General features: G+C 64.0%; 15 protein-coding genes and 1 pseudogene. 4 read left to right on the top strand and 12 right to left on the bottom strand.

All coding sequences use genetic code 11. The annotated features are described in order from the left end of the window. Positions 1-35 precede the first annotated feature (35 nt). The 12 genes and pseudogenes from nifH to NKI20_RS24315 all read right to left on the bottom strand — a co-directional run bounded on the left by nifH (position 36) and on the right by NKI20_RS24315 (position 13,488). A complete protein-coding gene (nifH, locus tag NKI20_RS24370; RefSeq protein ID WP_023706403.1) occupies positions 36-929 on the bottom strand; it encodes a nitrogenase iron protein in 894 nt (297 codons plus the stop codon). A gap of 475 nt (positions 930-1,404) precedes the next feature. Beyond that, entirely contained in the window at positions 1,405-2,661 is a 1,257-nt protein-coding gene (locus NKI20_RS24365) for a type II toxin-antitoxin system HipA family toxin (RefSeq protein WP_352835088.1), read from the bottom strand. Next, positions 2,636-2,962 (bottom strand): helix-turn-helix domain-containing protein, encoded by a 327-nt coding sequence (locus NKI20_RS24360; protein ID WP_023766866.1) that lies wholly within the window; start codon positions 2,960-2,962, stop codon positions 2,636-2,638. Before NKI20_RS24360 ends, NKI20_RS24365 begins: the two co-directional genes overlap by 26 nt. Before the next feature lie 586 nt (positions 2,963-3,548). Then, complete coding sequence (gene fni / locus NKI20_RS24355) at positions 3,549-4,601, bottom strand: type 2 isopentenyl-diphosphate Delta-isomerase (RefSeq protein ID WP_352835161.1); 1,053 nt, start codon at positions 4,599-4,601, stop codon at positions 3,549-3,551. Between the two features lie 79 nt (positions 4,602-4,680). After that, complete coding sequence (locus tag NKI20_RS24350) at positions 4,681-5,583, bottom strand: terpene synthase family protein (protein ID WP_352835084.1); 903 nt, start codon at positions 5,581-5,583, stop codon at positions 4,681-4,683. Then, positions 5,580-7,139 carry a hypothetical protein gene (locus tag NKI20_RS24345; RefSeq protein ID WP_352835081.1) on the bottom strand — a complete coding sequence of 520 codons (1,560 nt, stop codon included), beginning with the start codon at positions 7,137-7,139 and terminating at the stop codon, positions 5,580-5,582. The genes NKI20_RS24350 and NKI20_RS24345 overlap by 4 nt, the downstream gene beginning before the upstream one ends. A 146-nt stretch (positions 7,140-7,285) precedes the next feature. Beyond that, on the bottom strand, positions 7,286-8,275 hold the full coding sequence (locus NKI20_RS24340) for a polyprenyl synthetase family protein (RefSeq protein ID WP_352835078.1): 990 nt from the start codon (positions 8,273-8,275) through the stop codon (positions 7,286-7,288). 147 nt (positions 8,276-8,422) lie between these two features. Next, positions 8,423-9,766 (bottom strand): cytochrome P450, encoded by a 1,344-nt coding sequence (locus NKI20_RS24335; RefSeq protein ID WP_352835075.1) that lies wholly within the window; start codon positions 9,764-9,766, stop codon positions 8,423-8,425. Continuing rightward, positions 9,766-10,608, bottom strand: a complete 843-nt coding sequence (locus NKI20_RS24330; protein WP_352792614.1) for an SDR family oxidoreductase — start codon at positions 10,606-10,608, stop codon at positions 9,766-9,768. Before NKI20_RS24330 ends, NKI20_RS24335 begins: the two co-directional genes overlap by 1 nt. 168 nt (positions 10,609-10,776) lie before the next feature. Then, positions 10,777-10,902, bottom strand: a pseudogene (locus NKI20_RS24325) (ferredoxin); the annotation flags it as partial. A 1-nt stretch (position 10,903) separates the two neighbouring features. After that, positions 10,904-12,193 (bottom strand): cytochrome P450, encoded by a 1,290-nt coding sequence (locus NKI20_RS24320; RefSeq protein ID WP_352835072.1) that lies wholly within the window; start codon positions 12,191-12,193, stop codon positions 10,904-10,906. A gap of 92 nt (positions 12,194-12,285) precedes the next feature. Next, positions 12,286-13,488, bottom strand: a complete 1,203-nt coding sequence (locus NKI20_RS24315; protein WP_352835068.1) for a cytochrome P450 — start codon at positions 13,486-13,488, stop codon at positions 12,286-12,288. A gap of 1,636 nt (positions 13,489-15,124) precedes the next feature. On the opposite strand from NKI20_RS24315, the gene NKI20_RS24310 reads away from it, so the two are divergent. The 4 genes from NKI20_RS24310 (at position 15,125) to NKI20_RS24295 (ending at position 18,733) form a co-directional block, all read left to right on the top strand. Further along, positions 15,125-15,658, top strand: coding sequence for a peroxiredoxin (locus NKI20_RS24310; protein WP_352835065.1), 534 nt, complete (start codon positions 15,125-15,127; stop codon positions 15,656-15,658). Positions 15,659-15,727: 69 nt separating this feature from the next. Then, the gene (rpoN, locus tag NKI20_RS24305; RefSeq protein ID WP_352486903.1) at positions 15,728-17,164 is read left to right on the top strand and encodes an RNA polymerase factor sigma-54; all 1,437 of its coding nucleotides are present in this window, start codon (positions 15,728-15,730) and stop codon (positions 17,162-17,164) included. A gap of 57 nt (positions 17,165-17,221) precedes the next feature. Beyond that, a complete protein-coding gene (locus NKI20_RS24300) occupies positions 17,222-18,436 on the top strand; it encodes an MFS transporter (RefSeq protein WP_352486902.1) in 1,215 nt (404 codons plus the stop codon). An 84-nt stretch (positions 18,437-18,520) separates the two neighbouring features. After that, entirely contained in the window at positions 18,521-18,733 is a 213-nt protein-coding gene (locus NKI20_RS24295) for a hypothetical protein (RefSeq protein ID WP_352835060.1), read from the top strand. Positions 18,734-18,796: the final 63 nt, after the last annotated feature.

Raw genomic sequence — 18,796 nt, 5'->3', positions numbered from 1 at the left:
CCAGGTCAGGCGGCGCCTCATGTCGGCAGCGGTCGCTACTGTGCGGCCGCCTTGGCCGCTTCCTTGACCTGAAGCTCGGCAAGCATCTGCTCGTCGGTCTTCATGATGCCGAAGTCGAGCAGCATGTCCTCGAGCTCCTCCATGGTGATCGGGGTCGGGATGGTGCCCTGGCCCGAATTCCCATGGATCTTCTCGGCCAGTGCCCTGTATTCCCCGGCCTGCTTCGAGTCCGGCGCATACTGGATCACAGACATCTTCCTGAGCTCGGCGTGCTGGACGATGTTGTCGCGCGGCACGAAGTGGATAAGCTTGGAATTGAGCCTGGAAGCCAGCGCTTCGGCGAGGTCGAGCTCGCGGTCAGTTTGGCGCTCGTTGCAAATCAGGCCGCCGAGCCGCACGCCGCCCGAATGGGCGTATTTCAGGATGCCCTTGGCGATGTTGTTGGCGGCATAGAGCGCCATCATCTCGCCGGACATGACGATATAGATTTCCTGCGCCTTGTTCTCGCGGATCGGCATCGCGAAACCGCCACACACCACGTCCCCGAGCACGTCGTAGGAGACATAGTCGACGTCGTCGTAGGCGCCGTTCTCCTCGAGGAAGTTGATCGAGGTGATCACGCCGCGGCCGGCGCAGCCGACACCTGGCTCGGGTCCGCCCGACTCCACGCATTTAATGCCTTTGTAGCCGACCTTGAGCACGTCCGCGAGTTCCAGGTCTTCCACCGAACCTTCCTCTGCCGCGAGATGCAGGACCGTATCCTGCGCCTTCGCGTTCAGGATCAGGCGGGTGGAGTCGGCTTTGGGGTCGCAGCCGACGATGAGGATTCTCTGCCCGAGGTCGACCAGGGCGGCGAGCGTATTTTGGGAGGTGGTGGACTTGCCGATGCCGCCCTTGCCGTAAAAGGCGATCTGACGCAAACCTGACATGTAGCTTTCCTTCCTTCGTTCCCATTCATCGCGGCTGCCGCGACTTGAATGCCGGTCGGGCAGCTCTAGCCGCCTCGCACCTAAGGAACTCAAGACTCATGCCAATTTGGCTGATCCAACCGAAGAATAATTTCATGGTTGCTTTTCAGGGGTTTAGCTTGAGTTCCAAGAAAGGATCGTCGGAACAGCCCGTGTAGCGGACGCGACATTGGCGACACAAAGCGTCGGATCGCGATCCTCAGTCACCGAATTCGGTTGAACCGCATCGTTGAATTGAGGTGGACGAACAGCATCTCGACCCTCTGCGATGCTGCGAACTCTTCTGTGCCCGCGAGCTGACGTGCTTGCTCAACGCGTGTCCAAGTGGACACTCCGCCGACTTTGCGCGCGATCCTGGCATACCACCGATCCACGGCCACTCATCCGGTGCCACAGGCGGATGGTCCCGCTATATCAGCAATTCGGGGGTCTCGGCTCACTTGTCGGCACAGGAGTTCAGTATCGGCGTCATCGCCTTCACATGTCCGTCCATCCGCTCGAGCACTTTCGCTGCGACAACGTCGCGCTCAGCCAGACGCCACCAGTACTCGTTGACGAGTTTGACCGTCTCGACCACTGCCTTCAGGACTGCTGGCTCCGGAAGCCGTGCACGGTTCGCAAATGCTTTCCATCGCGGTGCTGCCAGCGCCTTGAACGAGCGCTCTCCTCCAAGCGACAGCGCCATGGCGTCGGCGGGAATATATGGCACGGTGGATAGGAGGTCGTAGATTGGTGCAAGCGCCGGCTTGTCGCCGTTACCGGGATAGATCAAAGACCAGTTTTTCAGGTGCATGTCGCCATTGCCGGTGATGACGGTCAGTGCCAGGCGGCGGACGAACTCGAGAGCCACCGTAGGCGAGACGGCCACGCCAAGAGCCAAGGCTATGTCGTGATAAGCAGCCCCCTCATATTTGCGCGAAGGGTAGACACCGAAGACCTGAGCGAAATCCTCGATGTGTATCCTCTCGCCACCGGCGCCGCGATCGAAGCGTTTGACGAGAAGGACCTTGCCGTCAGACAGCGTGTTGAATTCTTCGGGAACGCCCTCAAAATCGGACTTCTCGACCAGTTCGCATTCAGGAACGTCCATGCCGATTGCTGCTGCCAGCGCCAGGTTGGCGAATTCGTTCTCGGAAACGCCCGGAAAGGCCGTCGAAGGGAACTTGGCGATGTACCGGCCCTGCTCGTCGTCCATCGGCAAGGTAAGGCCGCCGCCTTTTCCAGTGTTCTTCATGACCGACAGTTTCATCTGCACGCCGGCAAGCGAGAACCGTGCCTTGGGCTGATCCTTTGAAGCGTCCTGTGAAACCGCTATCGCGCCGTCACTGGGCAACGCCCGTACGGCTCCCGGCAGATCGGCGCCCAGCGCCGCTAAAAGGTCGAAATCATTGCCTGGCCGCACATTGCCTTCGTGGTGCCTTTCCATCGCCTCGCGCAATTTCTCCTCCGGCAGGAGGTTCGCGAAGAAAGCGGGCAAGGCGCTTGCCAGAGGCTTCGGATCTTTCCGCAATCCTCCCGTCGCTGCCCGGAACGACAGGCTGAGAACCGGAAAGCCGCCCGTCGCGCGGTAGGCCTCATCGAAGTTGAATGCATTGAAATCGCCCGGCGTCCTGACGATTGTGCCGATCTTCACTGCGTTCAAGAGCACGTCCAGCGACGGGATCGTCTTAGGTGCGCGAAAGACTGGAGGCATGATCGTCATCGTCAGGTTGAGAAACAAAGGCGGGTCGATCGTCATCATCATGCGGACGCAATAGAGCCTGGACAGCCGGCACCATGACTTGCGGGACCAGCATCATTTCCAGGCCGAGCGCGCGAGCGATATTCATCAGCGTCGTCGCACGTGCGGCTGCGGCTCCCTTTTCGATGTCGCGATAGCGGGGACGGGATATACCCGCTAAGTCGGCGACCTGCTCCTGCGTCATGGCAGCGGCCAGCCTCGCCTGCCTGAAAAGCCCACCGATTTCGCGTAGAATTTCCGATTGAGGGTCCATATGATACGTAAACGATCCATTCCAATGCTAGATGATATGGCAGAGTATCTTATCCAGTGATCGAGTCAACACGTTATGATCTGTTCGCGTATCATGCATCAGCCTTATGATACGTAAAGAGATCAATCATCCTGCATTTAGCGCCGCCCGACGGTGAACGCCGTCCGAAACTGACGCCCGATCAGCCCTCCGGAACTATCGGAATGTTAAATCAAGGCGGTCCGGCAGCTGAAATCGCTCGTCTCTTCTCGTCCATACGGCCGGCCGCGCTGACTGGGGGTCAATGTGGATCGCCACTCCTGTTGCAATGGCTTTGTACCATGCACTCCCTGCCGGTCTCCCGCCGCACCTGGTGTTCCGACCCTTTTAGGGGCTTCTCGCTCTGCGTGACCGGTCACCCTGATCAAGCATCGACATAGCCGTCGAATACCGCTTTACTCTCGGCTGTCCGTTCGGGGCATGGCGGGGTGCCTCCCCGATCACGATGCAGCACCCGAACAACCCCGCGACCAGGCAATCCCCCCGCTTCCGAGACTTTCTCACTCAGTAAGACTAGCGCCCGCCGCACGTACGGGCGCCGCCGGCGTCAACCGGCGGGCAGGTGCGCCGAGGGCAACAAGCGCGCCTGACGCAACGCCACCAGATCAGCCGAGCCGGTGCAGAAGCAGGCGACGGCCAACTGGCGGATAAGGATCTCGAAATGCGCAACAACGGCCTCGGTGGATACCGTAGCCGCGCGCAGCACGCCGGCTGCCTGCCCCGCGATGTCCGCGCCCAGGCGGATAGCCTTGGCCACGTCGACGCCGTCGCTGATCCCGCCCGACGCGATCAGCTTCACCGCTGGCATCGCCCGACGTACCGCCTGCACGCTGGCCGGGGTCGCAATCCCCCAATCGGCGAACGCCATCGCCACTGCGCGGTCGGCGGCATCGCGGGCGCGCTCGCCCTCCACCGCGGCCCAGCTGGTGCCGCCGGCGCCGGCGACATCGATCACCGCCACGCCCGCCTCAACGAGCGCACAGGCCACCGAGGCGGACAGGCCCGACCCCACTTCCTTGGCCACGATCGGCACGCCGACGCTGCGCGCGGCGCGAGCGATCTGCGCCAGGACGCCGCGCCAGTCGCGGTCGCCCTCCGGCTGTACTGCTTCCTGCAGCGGATTGAGATGGACGATGAGTCCATCGGCCTCCAGTGCATCCACCGCCCGGCGTGCAAGGTCCAGGCCGTCGGGCTGGAGCAGTTGCGCGGCGCCGATATTGGCAAGCAATGGAACGTCTGGGGCTAGGCGGCGCAGCGCGCGCGTCAGCCCATGGGAGTTGGGGGATTGCAGGCTCACGCGCTGCGAACCGACGCACATGGCGATCCCCAAGGCTTGCGCTGCCTCGCTCAGATGCCGGTTGATGGACTCCGCGCGTGGCATGCCGCCCGTCATGGAGCTGATCAGCAGCGGCGCGCGCATGGTCTTGCCAAGCAGCGAGGCGCTCAGGTCGATCTGCGTCAGGTCCAACTCGGGCAATGCGCAGTGTTCGAAACGAATGTACTCCCAGCCAGCGGCCTTGGCCCGTGCCGTTCGCCGATCCAGCGCGATGTCCAGGTGGTCGTCCTTGCGCCGGCTCAAGTTGGTGTCGCTGATGCTCACTCCTTCCGCCGCATCGGGCGACGGCGTTGCGTCGGGCCGGACCGACGGCAGCGCGCGCACGCCGCCGTTTCCCCCGCGTTCAGGCGGGCGCACGCTGGCCTCCGCCCGCAGCGTCGCTGCGGTAGCGGCTGGTCGAGGTCTCGTAGTACTGCGCGCGGACTGCCGCCATGGCCTCGATCAACGGTCCCCACAGCGCAGGAAAGCGTTCTTGCGCCATCACCCGGTGCAGCATGCGTGTGTGGCCGGCCAACTCGTCGTTGAGGAACTCCACGACAGGCATGGCGGGATAGCGCTGCAGCAGCAGGATCGCCGCGTTGTCGGCCTCGCCGGCCGATCTATCCTTTTCGCGTCCATGCAGGTCGTTCTGCAAGCGCCCTATCGCGGAGATGAGCCGCAGGACCTGGCGAAACGCCGGACGCGCGCGCAAGGTCGCCATGTCCAGCCCCCACAGCAACGACAGGCAACAGAACACGTTCGTGTAGGCGATCGAATCGATGCCGTTGTGCAGGTACTCGGCGTAGGACCAGCGTTCCGCCACTGCCGCCTGCGCGTGTCCGGCGCGCAACGCCGCGCAGTAGCACCGGGTATCGTCGAGAAGCTGAGCATAGTCGCGACGATCGTAGGCGAGCGCGGCGAGCGAAGCGCGCAGCACAGCACAGCCCTCGAATCCGGAAAGCGCGCACGGCACGCCCTGCCCCAGCGCCTGCTCCACCGCGGCGAGCTGCTCCGGCGCGATCAAGCCAAGGTCGTTGCAATCGTCGAGCCAGAACAGCAGCGCCAGTTCGCGATAGAACGCCACGATCAGCGTTTCGTCCTGCGGATCGCGGCCGGTGCGCGCGCTGGCGTCGCGCAGGCTCGGGTGGATGCGCTGCAGGATGTACTGGCCGCCCCTGACCGCTTCCACAGCATGCTCGTCGGCGAACCCGGTCAGGGAACGCCCCCACTCCAGCACGTGCTGCAGGGCGCGATCGGTCGGGATCATGGCCCCGCTCCTGCTCCCTCGGCCGAGACGTGCCGCCCCCAACGAACCGCCAGCCACAACCCGGCGAGTTCGGCCACCCGCACCACCCGGGTGGGGCAATACAGTCCCTTGCCGATCCACAGCGGCGTCTGGGGCGATGCATGGGCTGCGTGGCGGGCGAGCATCCACTTCAGCGCACGCCCCACCGCCTGCGCGATGCGCCGGCGCCCTGCCGGTTCTTCGGTCCCGTCTATCACGTGCAACGCGAACAGCGCATAGGCGGTTTCCTCGAATGTGGACGCGCGACCGGCGCCCCAGCCGCCGTCGTCGCGCTGCGTCCGCAGCAGCCCCGCCAGCGCGCGCTCGTCGCGCCACTGGGGCTTGCCTTGCGCGAGCGCAGCGATCGCATGCGCGGTGGGATACAGCCACGAAACGTGCCATTTTTCGTTGTCCCATAGACCGTGCGGGTTGCGATTGGCTTCGACGTAGGCGCTGGTGCCGGCGGCGGGCTTTCCCAACATTCGCAACGCATGCAGGGCATGGATGTTGGTCGACACCGAGGCATTGCGCTCGCCCGGGAAGGTGACGAAGAGCTCGCCGGTTTCGAACTGGCGCAACGCGTCGGCCGCCGGGTCGCGGCCTGCAAGGCGAAGGACGCACAACGCAACGGCGGTGTCGTCCGCATCGGCCGCGAAGTGCAAGGCCGGGCCCAGACCGCGGACTCCGAGGCGGGCGTCGAGTTGCGCGATGACCACTTGCACCGCCTCGGCGAGCGCGGGATGCGCGAATAGACCGGCCAGATGCAGGGTGTACAGCGACCAGCATGGCTCGAACACATTGATTGGCCAGACGTTGGGAACGACACCTTCGATGCCGCTGCGCGTCGCCCGCGATGCCGCCTGCAGATACCCGTCGGTGCGCCAGACTTGCGCCGTTCTTCCCTGTGTCACGGCGTGCGCACGCCACGCAGCGGTGGCCGCCGGACTGATGCCGATGCTGCCGTCGTCGTCCGGGCATGCGGTGGCCGGCGACGTCCCCCAGGCTTCCCAGGAGTGCAGCAACGGATGGCCGCTCGGCAACGTCGCCACATCCCCCAGCTTGACCAGGCGTGCTTGCCGCAACGGCAACAGCGCCGGGTGGCGCGGAAACGCCAAGCCGCCCAGCAAGGATGCGGCCTCGTTGCACAACTGCGGCAGGATCAGCTCCGCGCCGATGGGCGCGTCTTCCGGCACCGAATGCGCGTAGGGATCGGGCTGGCGCTCGAGGAACCGGATTGCAGCCTGGGCTGCGTCGGCAGCGTCGGCAGCGTCGGGAAGAGGATCGGCACGCTGCAATGCCAGCAACGCCGCCCAGGTAGGCGCATGGCGAAACAGCGGGAAGTCCGCACTTCCCCATCCGCCATCGGCCTGTTGCTGCGCGATGAGCCACGCGTATGCGTCGTGCCGACCGGTGACGTTGCCGTCGAACTGCAGAGCTCGCGCCGTGTCGTATACGGACGGACCGACGCTGCCGCCGTCGCTCATCTCGCTCAGCAGATGACGCAATTCGGAAAGGATCTGTTCGGACAGCGCGTTCACGCGGTATGTTCCTTCTGCAGAGGGCTAACGAGAACAGAAACGGGCAGACGCCGCGCACGTCGCCGCCGACACGGACACAGTGCAGCATGCAGCGCCCGCCGGCCGATCGCACCAGCACAGGGGCGAGTCCTTACGGATGGGCGCGCTCATGCGCATGGCGCGGACAGATAGGCGTTGGCCCGCTGCAGCATCTGCGCCAACCCTTCCGCACGCGGCCCCAGAGTGGCGATGGCCTCCCCGGCGTCGTGCAACAAATACAGGGCGAACTGGCGCGCTGCCTGCAGCCCCATGATCGACGCGCAGGTCGGCTTCTGCGCCGCCGCGTCCTTGCCGGGGGTCTTGCCAAGAGTCGCGGTATCCGCCGTCGCGTCGAGAATGTCGTCGGCCACCTGCAAAGCCAGGCCAAAACAGGCGGTGTAGCGATCGAGCGCAGCATACAGCGCAGCGTGCGCGGCATCCTCCGCGATGGAGTATAGCGCGCCCATGCGAACCGACGCCCGCACAAGCGCTCCGGTTTTCATCCGGTGCACCGCCAGGATCCTGTCCAGCCCGGCGTGCTTTCCGACCAGCGACAGATCGATGGCCTGCCCGCCTGCGGCACCCTCGGCGGACACCGCCTGCGCCAGTTCGCGCACGAGCGCGATACGGTTGTCGCCCGGCGCATCCAGGCTCGCCAGGGTGAGGAAGGCGTGGGCCTGCAGCGCATCGCCGACCAGGATCGCAGTGGCTTCGCCAAACTTTACGTGCACGGTCGGAAGGCCGCGGCGAAGCACGTCGTCGTCCATCGCGGGCAGGTCGTCGTGGACCAGGGTACAGGCGTGCATCATCTCGATGGCGGCGCAGACGTCGTCGAGCATGTGCGCCGGCGTGCCCGCCAGTGCGCCGGCAGCCAGACAGAGCAAGGCGCGGGTGCGCTTCCCGCCATGCAAGGTGGCGTAGCGCATGGCCGCCATCAGCTCTGTCTTACCGTCGTCTTCGGCGCAGAGCAGACGCCCCAGAGCCTGTTCGACCCGCTTTGCGCCGTCCTGCATCCAGATCTCCGGGAGCAGCCCGCCAGAGGCGCCGCGCGCCTGCGCGCCCAATCCGCCGAATGCGGAAACGCCAATTCGGTCGCGTGGAGTGGAACCGGTCTGCATGTTGTTGATGTCCTTGTAGCTGAGACGGCCACGGCGAGCGCAAGTCGTCACGGTGTTGCCGGCGTCACACGAGTGCGTGCGCTGAGTGCAGCAATGCCGCGCCCCGCCGGCGCCGCTGCCTTGCCACACAGGGCATGCGATGCCAGCTCATGAAAAGCCTATTCGAATTTTCATTGACGGATGTGCGGTCGGGTAATAGCGCCGGCCCTTTTCGACGTCGCTCAGCAACTGCGGCCGCACCCCGGCCTTGTGCATGGTCAGCGCCAAGGCGATGCAGAACTGCACCATTTCCAGCCATACCAGGTGGTAGCCGATGCAGACGTGTGGGCCGGTACCGAACTGCAGCATGTCAACCGGCCGGATCGGCTCTGTGCGTAGCAGCCACCGCGCCAGGCGGAACTGATCAGGCGCCTCGTGCAGCAGCGCCGAGGTCGAGAAATGCAGCAGCGGGATGCATAGATGGGTGCCCGCGGGAATGCGCCGTTGGCCGAGTTGCAATTCCTGCAGCGCGCGACGCGGCAGGAGCGTGGTCGCCGGATGCAGGCGCAGTGTCTCGCGAAACAGCGCCTCGGCGACCGGACACTGCGCCAGGTCCGCGTGCAGGGTCGGCACCGCGCCCACGCGTTGCGCCTCCTCGACCAGGGCGTCCCACAGCACAGGCTGCCGCGCCAGCTCGATCACAATCCAGGCCATCGTCGAGGCAGTGGTGTCGTGACCGGCAAGCAGCAGCAAGCGAATATTCGCGATCAGGACGTCATCGGAGAGCGGACCGTCGCTGCGGTCGAAGGCGCTCACCATGTCGTTGATCAGCCCGGTGCGCGCGGCATGCGCGCGCGCATCGCGGACGAACCGGCGCAACTGCGCGTCGATCCAGTCGCGGGCGGCACGGCCGCGCCGCAAGGGCAGTCCGGGCAGGTCGACCGGGGGGGCTACGATCAATTGCAGCAATTGCCGGTACTTGCGATGCCATCCCGGCAGATCCTGCGCGGGGATTCCCATGAGGCTGAAGATGAGCTTCAGCATCAGGTCCCCGGTTTCGCGCAGGATGGTTACCTCGCCGCGGGCGCGCCACGCCTGCACCCGCGCCTGGATGACGGGCGCGAACAGGTCGCCGATCCCGGCCTGGGTCAGTCCCTTGGGCAAGAACGCTGCCTTGATGGCATCGCGCGCCTGCCGGTGCGCGCCGCCGTCCAGGGCAACCAACGTTCCGCCAAGCAATTCGGGCGCGATCTCTTCGATCAGCGCCGAGGACACGTCCTTGTGCTTGAGCAGTGAGAAAGCGTCCGGATCCACACAGGTCATCAGATGTCCGGCAGGGCCGAAATCCAGCCAGAAGTGGCTGCCCAGCGTCCGTTGCGCGCGCTCCAGCAGGCGCGGCAGGTCGCAGACAATGGCGGGAAGATGCCCGACCAGGGGGAAAGCGCCAGGCATGACCGGCATGTCGCATCGCAGCCGGTGCCGACGGTTGAGTGGGTTGAGCAGCATGTCCATCAGCAGCGCGCCGCCGCCGCCGATTCGGTATCGCCGGCAGGGCGCGCGGCGCAGCTGTTGCCACCGTCGGCGTATGTCGGCACATGCGCCAGCATGCCGCCGTCGATGCACACGACCTGGCCGGTGATGAACGCAGCATCGTCGGAGAGCAGGAACGCCACGAGTGCGGCAACGTCCTCGGGACGGCCGACGCGCGGCAGGAGCTGGTGCCGGCGCAGATGCCGTTGCATGCACTCGTCCAGCTTGGCGAGGAGACGCTCGGTCATGATAAGACCCGGCGCAACCGCGTTGCAGCGGATCTGAGAGTGACCGTACTGGGTGGCGAGCGAGGCCGACAGCATGTTCATCGCCGCCTTCGACGCGGCGTAGGACGTCTGCGCCGTGTCACCGCTGAGCCCCTGGCACGACGACATGTTGACGATCGCGCCACCGCCGCGGGCGATCATCCGTGGGATGGCCTGCCGGCAGCAGAGCAGCGTGCCGCGCAGATTGGTCGCCATGGTCTGATCCCATACCGCCAGGTCCAGGTCGAGGATGGCGCGGTCGCGCGGGGTCAGATGCATGGCGCTCGCATTGTTCACCAGCAGGTCGACCCCCCCGAAGTGCCGCTCCGCCGTCTCGAACAGCGCTGCCACCGCCTGCTCATCAGCGATATCCATGGCTATGGGCAGCGCGTGGCCTGCTTCGGCCGCGATCTGCGCGGTGCAGGCGATGGCCGCCGAGCCATCAATGTCGGCCACCACCACTCTGCCGCCCCCGCGCGCGATGGCGAGAGCGCATGCCTTGCCGATGCCGGCGCCAGCGCCGGTCACCACGGCCACCTTGCCTTCAAACCGTCCCATCGTGTCTCCTGAATTGCACTGGTCTTTCGCAGCATGCCGCTCGGCCTCCACCGGAGAAGGCGCAGGGTCGGCGCTGGCGCGCTCGTCATGGCCAGTGTCGCTCTCGATGACACGAATGGCGGCGACCGGGCACTGGTTGGCCGCAAGCCGCACGGCGGCGTGCAGCGCCTGCGGGACCGTCGCCACGCACACTTCGGCCACGCCGTCCGGTTCGCGCTGGCGAAAGGTGCCCGGCAGCGTCAGCACGCACTGCCCGGTCGTTCCGCACAGATCCTGATCGACTACGACGCGCATCTCAGCCCTCCTGCCCATGCAGCCGTACCGGCAGCGCGCGGAATGTCCTAAGGAACGCGGAGGGCTCCCGGGTCGGCTGCTCGGCCAATGCCAGCGTGGGGAAGCGCGCCTGGATCCGCGGCAGGCTCTCGGCCAACTGCACCCGGGCCAGTTGCGCACCAAGGCAGAAGTGGATGCCGTGGCCGAAGGTCAGCATGATCTTCCCGTCGATCGACATGCCAGGACTGGTGCCGTAGAACCGCACGGGATCGAAGCGATCGGGATCGGCGAAGGCGTCCGGGTCGCGATTGCCGGCCGCGATGAGCACGCGCACGTCCGCGTTCTTCGGGATCACCACGCGGCCCAGTTCGATGTCGCGCTGGGCGATACGCGGAATGGAGCTGAACATGGCGGGCGCGTCGTAGCGCAGGGCTTCTTCGACGAATGCCTTCACCCCCACGGCATCTCCCTTCAGCCAATGCCGCTGTTCGGGATACGCCAGCATCGCCAGGACCGCATGGCCGATGGCCGCGGCAGTGGTGGCGAAGCCGCCCAGCAGCATGCCCCAGAGCATGCTGATCAATTCCGCATCCGACAGCATGTCGGAATCGTCGTCGTGTGCGCCGACCAGCATTGACACGATGTCGTGGCGGGAATCTGTACGCTTGCGCTGTATGAGGTCGCCGAAGTAGGCCTGCACCCTGGCGCTGGCCGCGTCCCCCGCGGCGAGCTGCGGATCGCTGGCGTGCGGGCTCAGGCCTTCCAGAATGGCGCTGATGCCGCCGACGAGCCCCAACATGTCTTCCTGGGGCATGCCGAACAGTTCGCCGAAAACCAGCATGGGCAAGGTCAGCGCGAATTCCCGATGCAGGTCCACCGCCTCCCCGCGCTCCAGCGCGGGCGCCATGCCGTCCAGGCGCGCTGCGACGATGCGAGCGATGGTCGGCCTCAGCTTGTCGATCTGGCCCATGGTGAAATCGCGCGATATCAGCCGGCGCAGACGCGTATGCGTTGGTGGTTCCTTCATCGCTAAAGTGGACGCCAGCAAACTTAGCGACAGGCTGGTCGCCGCCCGCGGGAAATAGCGCGCCAGTTCGCCTGGCGCCGGCCCTCGAAAAGCATCGCCAGTGGCTTTAAGCGCCCAGTAGATGTCGGCGTGGCGGCTCAACAGAAAGAGGCCCGACGCCGCGCGATGTACCGGATCGTGCTCGCGCAACCACCGCATGAATGGGTACGGGTCCTGAATGCACGCTGGCGACGCCAGTTCGGCGAAGGCGTCCCGGCATGCTGCCGTGGTTTCTTGCACGTCCATCTTGGTCACCTGTTGGCTGGCTGATCTGATCGGCGCGCGGCAGGCGCGCCGGCAATTCGGAGAACATCGCGATTCCTGGTGGCGTCCGCGCATCACCAGAGCACCGGGAACTCCTCGAACCCGCCAGTGATGATCTCCTTGCGCAACTTCAGTTCGTCGGGCGCCACGGCCAGGCGCAGCGCGGGAAAGCGCTGGAAGATCGAACCGAACACCGCCTTGAGTTCCAGCCTGGCCAGCGCCAAGCCGACGCAGTTGTGCGGCCCGTAGGAGAACGCCAGGTGCGGGTTTTCGTCACGTCCTATGTCGAAGATTTCCGGGTCGTCGAAATGGCGCGGATCGAACGACGTCGCCGGCAGGCCGACCAGCACCTTGCTCTCCGCGGGAACATGCACGCCCGCGATGGTCACGTCGGTCCTCGGATAGCGCATGATGCCGTCCCAGCCGGCGCCCGGCGGGTACATGCGCAGGATTTCCTCTACCGCCTTGTCCACCAGGGATGGATCGCCGATCAGGCGTTCGCGCTGTTGCGGATGGCGGAACATGGCCAGCAGGCCGAATTCGATCTGCGCGACGGTGCTCTCGTGCCCCGCCACCAGCATGCCCGCCGCCAGGCCGATCGCCTCTTCCTCGGTCGCCTTGCCCTGGTCGACCGCCGCGAGCAGATCCGTCAGCACGTTGTCGCCCGGATCCTGGCGCTTGTCCCGCATCTTGCCGCGAATGTAGGCGCGGAGTTCTTCCCAGGCCAAGCGCGACGCGCTTCGCGGGCCGCTTTCATGCTGGTGCGTCATCACCTCGTCGGACAGCCCGGCGAAAAAGGCGTGGTCCTCGTAGAGCACGCCCATCAGCGCGCCAATGACCATGGCTGGAAGCGGAAAGGAGAGGTGGCGCCGCAGATCGGCGGGCTGGGGCTGGGCCGCCAGCGTCTCGAACAACTGCGCGGCGATCGCCTCGACCTGCTGCGCGAGCTGCTTCACCCTGCCGTTGCTGAAGGCCGGCGCCACGATCGTGCGTAACCGCGTATGCTCGCCCCCCTCGTGCGAGACCAGCCATCCTGGCGAACCGAGAATCACCGAATCCGGGGTGAATGCGGCCGGCGGCATTCCCGCGGGCCGGAACGCCGCGTCGGACAACACCGCCTTGGCCTCGTCATAGCCTGTGACCCACCAGCCTTCGTGCCCGGACGGGAAGCGCACGCGGTGGATCGGACCGTTGGCCCGCAGCGCCAACATCTCGGTCGAGGGCTCAATGTGATCGACGCGCCACATCGGCAGCGTCGGCAAAGGTTGTTCGGGCATGATGGCACTTCACTCGGTAGCGATGGAAGGGCGGAAGGTGACCGGCGGACGCTGCGGCAGCGAAGACCTAAGACGGCATGTAGACGACGTCGTCCGGAGGCAGACCGATTATCAAGATCGGCTAACGCGTAACTGTCTAGGCACATCGCGCGGCGAGATGCAGAACATTATCCTGTACCTTCGAGGTCAGGATAAAGTCCGGGTGGTGGGCCTTTGACTCGCCGCCGGCCAAGATTTCCTGCGCAAGCGTCGACAAGGGCGGCGAGCTGTTGGGTAAGGGCTTTCGCCGAGGCCCCCCTGCCCATAGACGCTATCCGACGCAGATTTGACATTTTGCTTTTCTTTCTTCGTTCCATTCGTGTCATCCACGAAATGAAAGTCGGTCGGCGGCTCCCGGCCCGCAACGAAGGTGCTTCAAATCTCGTGCCAATTTGGCCGCAGCAGAAAAAAATCGTGGCAGCTTCTCAGCGGCTTAGCCTGAGGCCAGAGAAGAACTAGGCGAAATAAGCCGGTGTCGCGGGCCAACAAAGGCGACGGAACAGTGTCGGACAGAACGCCTCGGGCGACCTTTAGGTCGGGCCTGCGACATTCTGGTCCAGTTTCGAACATAAGAGGGCGGCAAACAGACACGATTGGGGAATTCGATCCTCACGGCGCCAAGGCGCTTGCCCAAGAGCGCGCGCTCATGTTGCTGCGAGAGGCGCGTGTTCGCGATAGCCGTGCTGCGCACCCATGAACGCTAGCGGCACACGCTACGACTGGAGTGCCCGCCAGCCTCAGGTGGTGCATCGGCTCGGCTTCCGGTTCTTCTTTGCCCAGCCGGGGCTGAAGCGCCGAATATCCGCACCAACAGCATCGTTGTTGCCTGTGTGACGAGGCGGCATAGCGCGCTCCCGGTCTTCTAAGACACGGCCTCCGAGAAGAAGGGGGCGGTCCAACAGCACCTCTATTTGAAATGGCACGCCGCTTGCTGCTCCTGGTTAGAGCACCATCAAATTACGATGAAAGCGACTTGCACCATGCCCGACGCGCGAAGCTCTAGACAGTGGCCTGAGGAGACGGTGCCCGTTCCCGCTGAACATCGGGACATCGTCTCCTCCGGAAGGCCGTTCTCGGTGGCCGCTTTGCGCATGGCCGGTCCGATGCCGGCACGCCAACACGGGCCGCTCGCGCAAATGCCGTTTACCGGTTCTGTTCAGCATGGGAGTGCCCAAGGGCCCCGTCAAAGGGTCACCCAAGCCAAGGCCGGCGGGTCACTGCCACATATCGACAACACGCTGAACCAGTCCAGTGACCCGAGTCTGTTGCGTAATACATTCGAGGCCTGCACATGCTTGCGATATTGGCTACTTCCGGCCGCTATCCCTTTTCCCCGGGCACGATCGCGGGTGACCGATCCCGCTTCCGGCGCCATAGCCGTGGAAAGCAAGCGGCTCGACGGTCTCCAGCTCGCTCAGATCGATTGCGTTCGCGTGGCCAAGACCAGCCGCCAAGACGTTCCCATACGTCGGGATGGAAAAGGAAGTTGCGAGCCGCCGAGGCCCTCATTCCGTGCCCGAGCATACGAGCCTTTGCTCGGAATTGCGCCAGCCTATGCCAGAATTCAACGGCAGTTTTCTTCTTTAGGAGCAACTTGATGACAGTTCAAAAGAAAGTTCCCTTCGTCACCTTTCTCACGCGCGTTCACGATAAGTCAGTCCAGGGGCCAAATCCATATCGCTGGGAAGAAAAGACATCTGACGACTACTTTGCCGGCAAGCGGGTCATCCTGTTCTCGCTGCCTGGCGCCTTCACACCAACCTGCTCGACCTACCAATTGCCCCAGTTCGAAGAGCTCTATGATGAGTTTGAGAAGGAGGGAATTGACGCGATTTACTGCCTCTCAGTCAACGACGCCTTCGTCATGAATGCGTGGGGGAAGTCCTTGGGCCTGAAGCAGGTCGAGCTCATCCCCGATGGCTCAGGCGAGTTCACACGCAAAATGGGCATGCTGGTCGCCAAGGACAATCTCGGCTTCGGGATGCGCTCTTGGCGCTACGCCGCCCTGATCGACAATGGCGTGGTGGAGCACTGGTTCGAGGAGGAAGGTTTCTCCGACAACTGCGAGGCCGACCCCTATGGCGTCTCATCCCCGCAAAACGTTCTCGAAACGCTGAAAGCCGCCGCTTGACCTAGAAAACGTCTCACTGGTGCCAGTGCCGGCCCCAAGAGGCTCCTCGACAGGATTATCGCGCTCACCATGCAATCCTCAGCAAGCCTGCTTCAACGCCAGAAGCAATCCATGGTGGCATCGCCTCAACTCATTGAGTCGATTCGCTTGCTGCAACTGGCGCATACTGAACTGCATCAGTTCGTGGAGCGGGAAATTGAGAAGAACCCGCTCTTGGAATCTGCATCAAGCGATGGCGGGCCTTTTGACGACGTTTCGATTTCGGGAGCGGATCAGCCTGTCGGCCCTAGGGCAAACGCCGTTGAAGGACCGACCGGGGGAGGTTCGCCTGAACGGCTCGGGCAATGGAAATCACTTCGCAACACGACCAACAACCCGCCCGGCAATGGCCCTTCCCTCGACGAGTATGCCACCCTCGCCGAAACATTGCACGACCATGTCGCTCGTCAGATCGCCCTCACTGCGTTCACACCACAGGAGCGGCTGATCGCTGGCCAGCTTGCCGCCGATCTGGAAGACACTGGCTATCTTCGGGCAAACCTTTTGGAGCTGGCCGAGAGCCTAAATGTCCATGAGGCTGTTGTGGAACGGGTTCTCGGAACCTTGCAGCAATTTGATCCACCGGGAGTTTTTGCGCGAAGTCTCAGAGAATGCCTCGAGATTCAGTTGCGCCAGCGAAATCGGCTCGACCCGGCAATGGCAGCTTTGGTTGCCCATCTTGAAAAGCTTGCGCGACGGGATTTTGAGGCACTGAAGCAGCATTGCGGCGTCGATGAAGAAGACCTTCTCGACATGATGCATGAGATTCGGGCGCTCGATCCCAAGCCTGGGAACAGATTCGAATCCGGTGCGTCTGAATCAATCATACCCGACGTCTGGGTCACGCCCTCGCCGCAAGGCGGGTGGCAGATCGAACTTGATCCCGCCACGCTGCCAAAGCTGCTGATCAACCAAACCTATTATGCCGAAGTCACGCGTCAAACTGCCCAAAATTCGAAAGATCAAGCATTTCTCGACGAATGCTTGCAAAACGCGAACTGGCTAATCCGCAGCCTCGATCAGCGCGCCAAGACGATTGTTAAGGTTGCGGCTGAAATCGTGCGTCAGCAGGATGCCTTTTTGGAACACGGCGTCGCCCACCTGCGGCCTCTCAATCTTAGAACCGTCGCTGACGCGATCGGCGTGCACGAGTCGACGGTAAGCCGGGTGACCTCGAACAAGTACATGCTTACCCCGCGCGGAGTTTTTGAACTGAAGTATTTTTTCACCGTCGCGATCGCGTCCTGCCAAGGCGGCGATGCGCACTCCGCCGAAGCTGTCCGGCATCGGATCAAAGCGATCATTGCCGCAGAATCTCCCGGTGACGTGCTTTCCGATGAGGACATCGCTGTCCGGCTGAAGGAAACCGGCATCGATGTTGCGCGCCGCACCGTCACAAAATATCGCGAAGCAATGAACATACCCTCCTCCGTGCAACGCCGCCGGGAAATGCGCTTGTGTTTTTAGATTTGGGTCAAGGCAGCCAACATCACGTTGCATTGCATCAAAGTGGAGACTTCGTTCATGACCCAATCCGCAGCAGGTGTCATGGACGCTGTTCTGCACCCAGAAAAGCCCGTCCCACCGTCTGGTCCCGCATGGGGTGCGGTCATTTCGCTTTCCTTGGGCACCTTCGGGCTGGTCACGGCAGAGTTTCTGCCTGTCAGCCTGCTCACGCCCCTCGCGCATGATCTCGGTATCAGCGAGGGAGCGGCTGGACAGGCGATGACGGCGACAGCTATCGTCGGGGCGATCTCGGCGCCGACGGTGGCCATCATCACAAAGCGCCTGGACCGCAGGACCGTCATGTGGACCATGACGCTGCTGCTGATCCTGTCGGACGTTCTGGCGGCCGGCGCGTGGTCGCTGGCGGTTCTCCTGACTGCACGCGTCGTGCTCGGCATAGCGCTCGGAGGCTTCTGGTCGATGTCGGCAGCACTGGCGATGCGGCTCGTTCCAAGCCACCTCCTGCCGCGCGCCATGTCGATCATCCTCACCGGCGTTTCCGTAGCTACCGTCTGCGCAGCTCCAATCGGCGCCTATGTCGGCGATATCTGGGGATGGCGAAGCGCCTTCATGCTCGCCGCCGCCGGCGGCGCGGCTACACTGCTGGTGCAACTCATAACCATTCCGAGACTGCCTCCGATTGGAGTGGCTAGCTTCCGCAGCCTGCTGGATGTGGCTAAGATTCCGATGGTCAAGGTTGCGCTTTTGGTCGTCCTGCTGGTCGCTTCCGGCCACTTCGCCGGAATCACCTATATCCGCGCCTTCCTCGAGAAGATTCCCGCGCTGGATGCAGAAACGATCTCGCTTGTGTTGCTTGCTTTTGGCATCGGCGGATTTTTCGGCAATCTGGCCGGCGGGCTTCTGGCCGAGTACAGTCTCAAGGCAGTCGCGGCCCTTGCACCGCTGCTCATAGCGATAGCCGCTGTTTCGCTGCTGACGGCGGGAGCATCGGCCTTGGCCTCGGCGATTGCTGTTGCCGCGTGGGGGTTTGCCTTCGGCGCGGTGCCAGTGGGATTGCAGACGTGGATGGTACGGAGGGCCGTTCCCGAGCAGGCCCAAAGCGCCGGTGTGCTGCTGGTCACAGTATTCCAAGTGGCAATCGCCGCCGGCGCGATTTTCGGCGGACTGTTGGTGGAGAATGCGGGGATTACCAGCGCCATTGCCTACAGTGCTGTTGCCACGTTCGTCGCTGCCCTCATAGTGTTCGTGCTCGGCCCGAAGCGCGAAACCTAGACCGCCTGACAGAAGAGGCCTCAGCAGCGCAGCGGGACGAGAGATGCGATGCACAGCGCGGCGCGGTCCTCCGCACGATTACGCATGGACCAGCGCAAGCGCCTCGCCGGCTTCACCTCCGGGCCACGCGACCTTCGCCGCCAGACACGCGAACCTCGCCGGCACCGGTTTCCATTTGGCGTCGGTGAGCGCTGCCGGCGCGATGGAACCCTTGCTGGCGGTCATATCCTTTACGACAAGCAGGCATTATGGGCAAGCGACAGCTACGCGCCGGCCAGGGCAATCGCTTCGGGTTAACGTGTGGTGCGTTTGGGGTGCGAATATGATTCATGGGAGGCTTCGTGATTTGCGGAGCCCTCT

This window comes from Mesorhizobium sp. M0830, assembly GCF_040319965.1.
Classification (GTDB): domain Bacteria; phylum Pseudomonadota; class Alphaproteobacteria; order Rhizobiales; family Rhizobiaceae; genus Mesorhizobium.
This window is presented reverse-complemented; position numbering and strand designations above follow the sequence as displayed.

Excerpts from the sequence above, each read along its gene's own strand:
- NKI20_RS24335 (WP_352835075.1), bottom strand. The coding sequence starts at position 9,766 with ATGGACATGCTGCTCAACCCACTCAACCGTCGGCACCGGCTGCGATGC.
- NKI20_RS24320 (WP_352835072.1), bottom strand. The coding sequence starts at position 12,193 with ATGGACGTGCAAGAAACCACGGCAGCATGCCGGGACGCCTTCGCCGAA.
- NKI20_RS24360 (WP_023766866.1), bottom strand. The coding sequence starts at position 2,962 with ATGGACCCTCAATCGGAAATTCTACGCGAAATCGGTGGGCTTTTCAGG.
- NKI20_RS24300 (WP_352486902.1), top strand. The coding sequence starts at position 17,222 with ATGACCCAATCCGCAGCAGGTGTCATGGACGCTGTTCTGCACCCAGAA.
- NKI20_RS24350 (WP_352835084.1), bottom strand. The coding sequence starts at position 5,583 with ATGATCCCGACCGATCGCGCCCTGCAGCACGTGCTGGAGTGGGGGCGT.
- NKI20_RS24340 (WP_352835078.1), bottom strand. The coding sequence starts at position 8,275 with ATGCAGACCGGTTCCACTCCACGCGACCGAATTGGCGTTTCCGCATTC.
- rpoN (WP_352486903.1), top strand. The coding sequence starts at position 15,728 with ATGCAATCCTCAGCAAGCCTGCTTCAACGCCAGAAGCAATCCATGGTG.
- NKI20_RS24365 (WP_352835088.1), bottom strand. The coding sequence starts at position 2,661 with ATGCCTCCAGTCTTTCGCGCACCTAAGACGATCCCGTCGCTGGACGTG.
- NKI20_RS24315 (WP_352835068.1), bottom strand. The coding sequence starts at position 13,488 with ATGCCCGAACAACCTTTGCCGACGCTGCCGATGTGGCGCGTCGATCAC.
- NKI20_RS24295 (WP_352835060.1), top strand. The coding sequence starts at position 18,521 with ATGGACCAGCGCAAGCGCCTCGCCGGCTTCACCTCCGGGCCACGCGAC.
- NKI20_RS24310 (WP_352835065.1), top strand. The coding sequence starts at position 15,125 with ATGACAGTTCAAAAGAAAGTTCCCTTCGTCACCTTTCTCACGCGCGTT.
- NKI20_RS24330 (WP_352792614.1), bottom strand. The coding sequence starts at position 10,608 with ATGGGACGGTTTGAAGGCAAGGTGGCCGTGGTGACCGGCGCTGGCGCC.
- nifH (WP_023706403.1), bottom strand. The coding sequence starts at position 929 with ATGTCAGGTTTGCGTCAGATCGCCTTTTACGGCAAGGGCGGCATCGGC.